This is a genomic window from Mesorhizobium sp. M7A.F.Ca.CA.004.06.1.1 (assembly GCF_003999135.1).
Lineage (GTDB): Bacteria > Pseudomonadota > Alphaproteobacteria > Rhizobiales > Rhizobiaceae > Mesorhizobium.
Map to the genome: position 1 here is coordinate 1 of NZ_RZPQ01001197.1, position 1,065 is coordinate 1,065.

The following is a 1,065-nucleotide window of genomic DNA, read 5'->3' on the forward strand; positions in this document are numbered from 1 at the left end:
TTTCGTGGATTTCATCTTGTCTTACCCAACGAGAAAAACCGGGCGTTTTCCGGCCTATTTGGACGCGGCGATGCTGCAGGCGCCGGCAACGGTAACCTTGTATTTGCTTTTGCTGGCCTGACAGGATTTCAGTGCCAGTTCCGCAGCCGCCTTCTGCGACGATGCATTCAGCTTCACGCCGCAAACGAAGTACTCGGTCGCCGGAACGATTGGCGTCGCCGCGAAAGCCGAATGGCCTGCGGCTGCGAGATACGCTGCGTAAGCCTTCCCGCAGCCCCCGGTGGTTCCTATAGGAATGGTCACTGGGTAGCGCACGTCGCCCTTGCTGCCTGCCAGCGATCCGGCCATGGCGGCGGTGGGGGCCGCCACGATCAGCAAGCCTGCCACTATAGAGGTGGCTGCTCCTTTGCGGGTCCAGGATTTCATACTGCTTCCCCCATTCGCAAAAAAGTCTCGGCTGGTTGCTTATTTCGATGACGAGATTGCGCAGCCGCCACTCGCGGTCTTGAGCTTCCACCGTGTCAAGCCGGCTTGGCAATTGCGCAGCGCCGTCTCTTCCGCCGCCTTCTGGGACGGCGCGTTGAGCTTCGTCCCGCAGACAATGTAGAGGTCGACGACACGCGAATAAAAGGTTGTAGCGTAGGCCGAATGACCGCTCGCCGCGACATAACCCTTGTAGGCAACGTTGCATTCGCCCGAACCCAAGGTCGGCGGAAAACGCACGTCTCCCTTGCGTCCTGCGAGCGATTCCGCCGAGCCGGCGTCGGTCGCTGTTAATATTAGAAATACAGAAAGTATCGAAGCAGCCGTTCCCTGGCAATATTTCAGTTTCATTTTCAGCCCGTCCCCATTGCCCCATGCTGGATAAGCAGTAGCGAATATTTTGCCTCGCCGCCAGTTCACTGTTTGAGAATCGAAGCCGCTTATGCTGATGAATCGATTGGCCCATACAGTTCAGCCTTTTCGCACGGCAGCAACGGCCTGCCGCTATAGTTCCGCCGTTTGGCCGTCGAAGTTGACCGTCCATTCTCACATCCGAAACACGCCAAAGCGCGTGTCCTCGAT

The 1,065-nt window shown here is 57.7% G+C and carries 2 protein-coding genes; both read right to left on the reverse strand.

What is annotated here, in order from left to right; translation table 11 throughout:
- Positions 1–54: 54 nt before the first annotated feature.
- On the reverse strand, positions 55–426 hold the full coding sequence (locus EN906_RS35095) for a hypothetical protein (RefSeq protein WP_127269364.1): 372 nt from the start codon (positions 424–426) through the stop codon (positions 55–57).
- Between the two features lie 39 nt (positions 427–465).
- Entirely contained in the window at positions 466–834 is a 369-nt protein-coding gene (locus EN906_RS35100) for a hypothetical protein (RefSeq protein WP_127269365.1), read from the reverse strand.
- Between the last annotated feature and the right edge of the window lie 231 nt (positions 835–1,065).